This window comes from Bradyrhizobium sp., from assembly GCF_027451485.1.
Lineage (GTDB): Bacteria > Pseudomonadota > Alphaproteobacteria > Rhizobiales > Xanthobacteraceae > Bradyrhizobium.
In genome coordinates, this window is sequence record NZ_DAIDJE010000009.1 from 100,586 (window position 1) to 106,799 (window position 6,214).

8 protein-coding genes are annotated in these 6,214 nt (G+C 63.2%); 7 read left to right on the forward strand and 1 reads right to left on the reverse strand.

The features are described from left to right. Positions 1–92 precede the first annotated feature (92 nt). Positions 93–1,019, forward strand: a complete 927-nt coding sequence (locus NEZ08_RS01520) for a 4-(cytidine 5'-diphospho)-2-C-methyl-D-erythritol kinase (protein WP_298102411.1) — start codon at positions 93–95, stop codon at positions 1,017–1,019. Between the two features lie 30 nt (positions 1,020–1,049). On the opposite strand, the gene NEZ08_RS01525 is transcribed toward NEZ08_RS01520, so the two are convergent. Next, a complete protein-coding gene (locus tag NEZ08_RS01525; RefSeq protein ID WP_298102415.1) occupies positions 1,050–2,060 on the reverse strand; it encodes a polyprenyl synthetase family protein in 1,011 nt (336 codons plus the stop codon). Positions 2,061–2,254: 194 nt separating this feature from the next. Here NEZ08_RS01525 and NEZ08_RS01530 point away from each other — a divergent pair, with 194 nt between their 5' ends. The 6 genes from NEZ08_RS01530 to NEZ08_RS01555 all read left to right on the forward strand — a co-directional run. Further along, complete coding sequence (locus NEZ08_RS01530) at positions 2,255–2,482, forward strand: DUF2007 domain-containing protein (protein WP_298102418.1); 228 nt, start codon at positions 2,255–2,257, stop codon at positions 2,480–2,482. Then, positions 2,475–3,242: a methyltransferase gene (locus NEZ08_RS01535; RefSeq protein WP_298102421.1), complete on the forward strand. Its 768-nt coding sequence runs from the start codon at positions 2,475–2,477 to the stop codon at positions 3,240–3,242. The genes NEZ08_RS01530 and NEZ08_RS01535 overlap by 8 nt, the downstream gene beginning before the upstream one ends. 247 nt (positions 3,243–3,489) lie before the next feature. Further along, positions 3,490–4,395, forward strand: a complete 906-nt coding sequence (locus tag NEZ08_RS01540; protein WP_298102424.1) for a S49 family peptidase — start codon at positions 3,490–3,492, stop codon at positions 4,393–4,395. Between the two features lie 107 nt (positions 4,396–4,502). After that, positions 4,503–4,694, forward strand: a complete 192-nt coding sequence (locus NEZ08_RS01545; RefSeq protein WP_298102427.1) for a hypothetical protein — start codon at positions 4,503–4,505, stop codon at positions 4,692–4,694. Positions 4,695–4,776: 82 nt separating this feature from the next. Continuing rightward, entirely contained in the window at positions 4,777–5,712 is a 936-nt protein-coding gene (locus tag NEZ08_RS01550; RefSeq protein WP_298102429.1) for a glycine--tRNA ligase subunit alpha, read from the forward strand. Continuing rightward, on the forward strand, positions 5,712–6,214 hold a 503-nt coding region (locus NEZ08_RS01555), incomplete at its 3' end, for a glycine--tRNA ligase subunit beta (protein ID WP_298102432.1). The genes NEZ08_RS01550 and NEZ08_RS01555, both read left to right, overlap by 1 nt.

Consider the following 6,214-nt stretch of genomic DNA (forward strand, 5'->3'; position numbering starts at 1 on the left):
CGGCCCCGAAATTCCCTTTCATCTCCACGCTAAAATTTGATGCATCGTTTGCTCTGTCGTTTTGCCTACGGCCTATTGGATTTGCATTCGCGATGACCTCGGGAGCAACGACCGATGCGGCGGCCAATTCAATCGCCGGAGAATTCGTCGAAGAGGCGCGCGCCAAGGTCAATCTGACCCTTCGTGTGGTCGGGCGCCGTGTCGACGGCTATCACGATCTGGAAAGCGTAGTGGCGTTTGCCGATTGTGCCGATCGGCTGACGCTCCTTCCGGGAGGCCCGCTCCGGCTCAGGACCTCGGGCCCGCTGGCGGACGCCTGCGGCGAGGTCGACGACAATCTCGTGCTCAAGGCGGCGAGGCTCCTGGCTGAACGCGTAGAAGGCCTGAAAAGCGGCACCTTCACCCTCTACAAGGTATTGCCCGTCGCAGCCGGTATCGGCGGCGGTTCGGCGGATGCAGCCGCGGCGTTGCGGCTGCTCGCCCGCGCCAACGGCCTTGCGACCGATGATGCCCGCCTGATTGAAGTCGCCGGATTGACCGGCGCCGACGTGCCGGTCTGCGTCCCCTCGCGGGCCTGCGTCATGACCGGTGTGGGAGAGAAGCTGGTTGCCCTGAAGTTGCCGAAACTTGCCAGCGTGCTCGTCAATCCGCGCGTCGCGGTGGCGACCAAGGATGTGTTCGCTGCGCTCGGTTTGCGCAATGGCGAATTGCTCGTGGGCGTCACCGACGTGATCCAGGCCATCGTCTGGCCGGAAGACGGTGCTTCGACGGGCGACTGGATCGAAGCATTCGGCTCCGGCACCAACGATCTGGAAGAACCAGCAAAACGCATTCAGCCGGTGATCGGCGGGGTGTTGTCGGCGCTCGGGGAATGCCGGGGGGCAAAGCTGGTGCGGATGTCAGGATCGGGCGCGACGTGCTTTGCCATTTTCGACGATGCGGCTGCGGCGCAGACTGCCGCGGAGAAGGTCCGGCTCGCCCATCCGGAGTGGTGGGTGCACGCGGGCAGCTTGAGCTGACGCTGCCGTCGAACCCCGGAATCCTGCGGCTCAGTGCGTTCGCGCCAGGCAGAATGCGACCACCTGCTCGAGCGCGGTTTTCATCGGCGAGGATGGAAAGAGGGCCAGTGCATCGACGGCCATCGCGCCGTAATGTTGCGCGCGGTTGATGGTGTCCTCGAGCGCGCGGTGCTTGGTCATCAGTCCGACAGCGTGATCGAGATCGCCGTCGCCGATCTCGCCGCGCTCGAGCGCCCTGCGCCAGAACTCGCGCTCTACGTCGTTGCCGCGGCGGAACGCCAGCACCACCGGCAGCGTGATCTTGCCTTCGCGGAAATCGTCGCCGACGTTCTTGCCGAGCTTGGCCGATTTGCCGCCGTAGTCGAGCACGTCATCGACGAGCTGGAAAGCGATGCCGAGGTTCATGCCGACCGAGCGGCAGGCGGTCTGCTCTTCCTTCGGACGGTTGGCGATCACAGGACCGACTTCGCAGGCCGCAGCGAACAATTCAGCAGTCTTGCCGCGGATCACGGCAAGATATTCGTCCTCCGTGGTGGCGGTATTTTTCGCCGCGGCGAGCTGCATCACCTCGCCCTCGGCAATGGTCGCCGCCGCAGCCGACAGAATATCAAGCGCGCGCAGCGAGCCGACCTCGACCATCATCCGAAAGGCCTGGCCGAGCAGAAAATCGCCGACCAGGACGCTTGCTTCGTTGCCCCAGAGCATGCGGGCTGACAGCTTGCCGCGCCGCATCTCGCTTTCGTCGACCACGTCGTCATGCAGCAGCGTTGCGGTATGCATGAACTCCACGGACGCCGCGAGCTTGATATGGCCGTCGCCGGAATAGCCGGTCAGGTTCGCCATCGCCAGCGTCAGCATCGGGCGAAGCCGCTTGCCGCCCGATGAGATCAGGTGGTTGGCTACCTCCGGGATCATGGTGACTTCCGAGCCGGTTCGCGACAGGATGGTCGCGTTCACCCGCTCCATATCGGCGGATACCAGCTGAACGAGCCCCTCGATCGAAGCTTCGGAGGGGCTCTCAAAAGGAACAATAACCGCCACGTGTATCTCCAGATTTGCCCAACCGGCCATATCCTTGGATATAACCATAGAATAAGCCGGCGGGTGGAGCGGATCTGACGTTCGCGATCCGCAGCCCCAAGCCGGAACCGAATGTAGAATCGGACTACGGGGGCGGCAAGGCCGCGAGGCCAACAACGTGTCGTCCCGCTGGCGGATTGAAAGGAGAAAGTCAGGTGCGGGAATTGGTTCGGACCAACGACCTCGTGCTGGTTTCGGCAATTGGGGCGCTGCTCGACGGCGCCAATATCCATCATCTCGTGCTTGACCAGAATATGAGCATCATCGAAGGGTCGCTCGGCGTCCTGCCGAGCCGGATTCTGGTTCACGAGGACGACAATCGCCTGGCGCGCGAAATTCTCCGCGACGCCGGCCTTGCCCACGAGCTGCGGGCCGATGAGTGAGCCGGCATGCCAGGTCACCGAGGATGCCTTTCTCGGTGGCAAGCTGCGCCTGCGCCAGCCGAAATCGGGCCATCGTGCCGGGCATGATGCGATGCTGCTGGCCGCAGCCACGCCCGCTGATCCGGGTGATTGCGTGGTCGATTTCGGCGCAGGGGTGGGTGCGGCAGGCCTTGCCGTCGCCAGCCGTGTCATTGGAATAAAACTGGTGCTCGCCGAGATCGACGAGGCGCTCGTGGAGATGGCCCGAAGCAACGCCACAGCCAACGCGATTGCCGCTGAAGCGCTTGTGCTTGACGTCACCGCAAGCGCCGAGCGCTTCGCATCTGCAGGCCTTGGTCCAGACAGCGCCGACGTCGTGCTGATGAATCCCCCCTTCAACGATGCCTGCCGGCATCGCACCTCGCCGGACAAGGCGCGTGAGATGGCGCATGTCGCAGCCGCCGAGACGCTTGAGCGGTGGATTCATGCGAGCCGGCGGATTCTCAAGTCGGGCGGAAATCTTGTGATGATCTGGCGCGCGGACGGAATTGCGCAAGCGCTGGCGGCGCTCGGCCGTGGCTTCGGCAGTCTGATGATCTTGCCGGTTCACGCCAACGCGGCCTCGCCGGCAATCCGCGTGCTTGTCCGTGCCACCAAAGGCGGCCGGGCGCCAACCCGCCTGCTCGCCGGGCTTGTCCTGAACGACCAAGCTGGCCGTCCGACACCGCAGGCATCGCGGATTCTGACTGGCGAAGGCTTGCTGCCGCTGGCAATAACCTGAATCGGGAAGAGGCGTTAGTCGGGAATTTACTGCGAAACCGGCTTCGAATCCGATTTCGGCGCCGACGTGAGATGAATCGCGGCAAACAGGATACCGAACAGCGTCATCAACAAATAGATCTTCATGACGTGCTCCACTTTATCCTGCCAGCTCGAGGGACTTTCTCAGCGATACGATCCAACCGCCGATCGTTCTCTCGGCTCGATGACAGCGTCGTGATAAGAAACGGTTAATTTGAGGTAAGTGCATGTCGGAACATTTCAGCGAGGCGAGGCAGTGGCCGGCCGGGATCGAAAGGTTGATGGGCTGGGTTCCGGCATGGCTGCGTCGAGGCCGCGCCGTGGTGCCTGTGGTCCGTCTCTCCGGCGTGATCGGAGCGGTGACGCCGTTGCGGCCGGGACTGTCGCTCGCGGGCCTGGCGCGGACGCTGGAGCGGGCCTTCTCCGTCAAGAATGCAAAGGCGGTGGCGCTGGTGATCAATTCGCCCGGCGGTTCTCCGGTGCAGTCGCGGCAGATCTACTTGCGCATCCGCCAGCTCGCCGCCGAGAAGAAGCTTCCGGTTCTGGTATTCGTGGAGGATGTCGCGGCGTCCGGCGGTTACATGATCGCCTGTGCGGGCGATGAGATTTTTTGCGATCCCTCGTCGATTCTCGGCTCGATCGGGGTCGTCGGCGGTTCCTTCGGTTTTCAGGAGTTGATCAAGAAGGTCGGAATAGAGCGGCGGCTCTACACGGCGGGCGCCCACAAGGCGATGCTCGACCCGTTCCTGCCCGAAAATCCCGAGGATGTGTCGCGGCTGAAGACACTTCAGCGCGAAATCCACGAGATCTTCATCGCGCTCGTGAAACAAAGCCGGGGCGCGCGGCTGAAGGGAGCGGACGACGTGCTGTTCACCGGCGAATACTGGGCAGGCGAAACGTCTGTGTCGCTGGGGCTGGCGGATTCGATCGGCGACCTGCGCTCGACGCTTCGTGCCCGCTACGGCGACAAGGTGCAAATGCCCGTGATCGCGCCGGCAAGCGGCATGCTGTCCGGCCTGCTCGGGCGCCGCTCGCCGGGCGCGGTGACGGCATGGGAGGGCATCTCCAGCCTTCCCGAGGAAGCGATTTCAGCGCTCGAGACCCGGGCGATTTGGGCGAAATTCGGGTTTTAAACAGGGTTGCTGTGCCATTTGGTCCCGACGTAGCCGATTGCGGGATGGCCCGCCTTGGTAGACAATGCTCAAAAAGGGGCGCGTGACCAATGGACGAGGATCGATCGATGCCGCCGCTTGTCGCATTCGCCGGCGCTCTTGGAGGGCTGGCCGTGGTTCGCTGGGCGTACCGGACCGCCATCCGGATCAATCAGGAACTTGAGGAAGCCCGCCTGGCCCGGGCCGCAGAGGTCGCCCGTTCGCGGGACATTCCGACGTTGCGGCGCGACCCGAATACGGGCGCCTATCGGCCGGGTTAGCCCGTCCATCGCCTTGATTCCCAAACTCCCCGCCGATACGGTCCCGCGCAATTTGATTTCCCGCGGAAAGACCTGATCGACGATGGATGCCTTGCCTGCGCATATGCGCCCGGAACGCTCGTTCCAGGGATTGATCCTGACGCTGCAGCGCTATTGGGCGGATTACGGTTGCGTGATCCTCCAGCCTTACGACATGGAAGTCGGCGCCGGCACCTTTCATCCCGCAACCACCTTGCGCGCGCTCGGTCCCAGGCCGTGGAACGCCGCCTATGTGCAGCCCTCGCGGCGTCCGAAGGACGGCCGCTACGGCGAAAACCCCAACCGCTTGCAGCACTACTACCAGTTCCAGGTGATCCTCAAACCGTCGCCGCCGGACATTCAGGAGCTTTATCTGAAATCATTGGCCGCGATCGGCATCGATTCTCATCTGCACGATATTCGATTCGTTGAGGACGACTGGGAGAGCCCGACGCTCGGGGCATGGGGGCTCGGCTGGGAATGCTGGTGCGACGGCATGGAGGTCAGCCAGTTCACGTACTTCCAGCAGGTCGCAGGCGTCGAATGCGCTCCGGTGTCCGGCGAGCTCACCTACGGTCTTGAACGTCTCGCCTGTTATTTGCAGGGCGTCGACAGCATCATGGACCTCAATTTCAACGGCCGCGAGGGTGCCGCGAAGGTCAGCTATCGCGACGTGTTCTTTCAGGCCGAGCAGGAATATTCACGGCACAATTTCGAGTTTGCCGACACGGCGATGTTGTTTGAGCAGTTCAAGATGGCTGAACAGGCTTGCCGGAAATACCTCGAAGCCGGCTGGAAGAACGACAGCAACCGGAAAGAGCATTTGATGGCGCTGCCGGCCTACGACCAGTGCATCAAGGCAAGCCACGCCTTCAATCTGCTCGACGCGCGGGGCGTGATTTCGGTGACCGAGCGGCAGAGCTATATCCTGCGGGTGCGCGAACTGGCAAAGGCCTGCGGCGAGGCCTGGGTGCATACCGAGACGGGAAGGGCGAACTGATGCCCGATCTCCTGCTCGAACTGTTTTCCGAAGAAATCCCCGCGCGCATGCAGGCGAAAGCGGCGGACGATCTGCGCCGGATGGTTACCGACAAGCTGGTGGCCGAGGGTCTCGTCTATGAAGGCGCGAAGGCTTTTGCGACCCCGCGTCGCCTGGCTCTGACCGTGCACGGTATTCCCGCGCGGCAGGCCGACCTGAAGGAAGAGCGCAAAGGGCCGCGCGTCGGCGGGCCGGAAGCTGCGATCGCTGGCTTTTTGAAAGCCACCGGACTGTCATCGCTGGATGAGGCGAAGATTCAGAGCGATCCGAAGAAGGGCGATTTTTACGTCGCGCTGATCGAGAAGCCTGGGCGTGCTACCATCGAGGTGCTCGCCGAAATCCTGCCCGTGATTATCCGCACTTTCCCCTGGCCGAAATCGATGCGCTGGGGCGCGCGTTCGGCCAGATCGGGCTCGCTGTCCTGGGTGCGGCCGCTGCACGCGATCACTGCGACCTTCGGCCT

What these genes read in the sequence shown, in the direction of transcription:
- NEZ08_RS01520 (WP_298102411.1), top strand. Translation starts at nt 93, where the DNA reads ATGACCTCGGGAGCAACGACCGATGCGGCGGCCAATTCAATCGCCGGA.
- NEZ08_RS01535 (WP_298102421.1), top strand. Translation starts at nt 2,475, where the DNA reads ATGAGTGAGCCGGCATGCCAGGTCACCGAGGATGCCTTTCTCGGTGGC.
- NEZ08_RS01540 (WP_298102424.1), top strand. Translation starts at nt 3,490, where the DNA reads ATGTCGGAACATTTCAGCGAGGCGAGGCAGTGGCCGGCCGGGATCGAA.
- NEZ08_RS01545 (WP_298102427.1), top strand. Translation starts at nt 4,503, where the DNA reads ATGCCGCCGCTTGTCGCATTCGCCGGCGCTCTTGGAGGGCTGGCCGTG.
- NEZ08_RS01550 (WP_298102429.1), top strand. Translation starts at nt 4,777, where the DNA reads ATGGATGCCTTGCCTGCGCATATGCGCCCGGAACGCTCGTTCCAGGGA.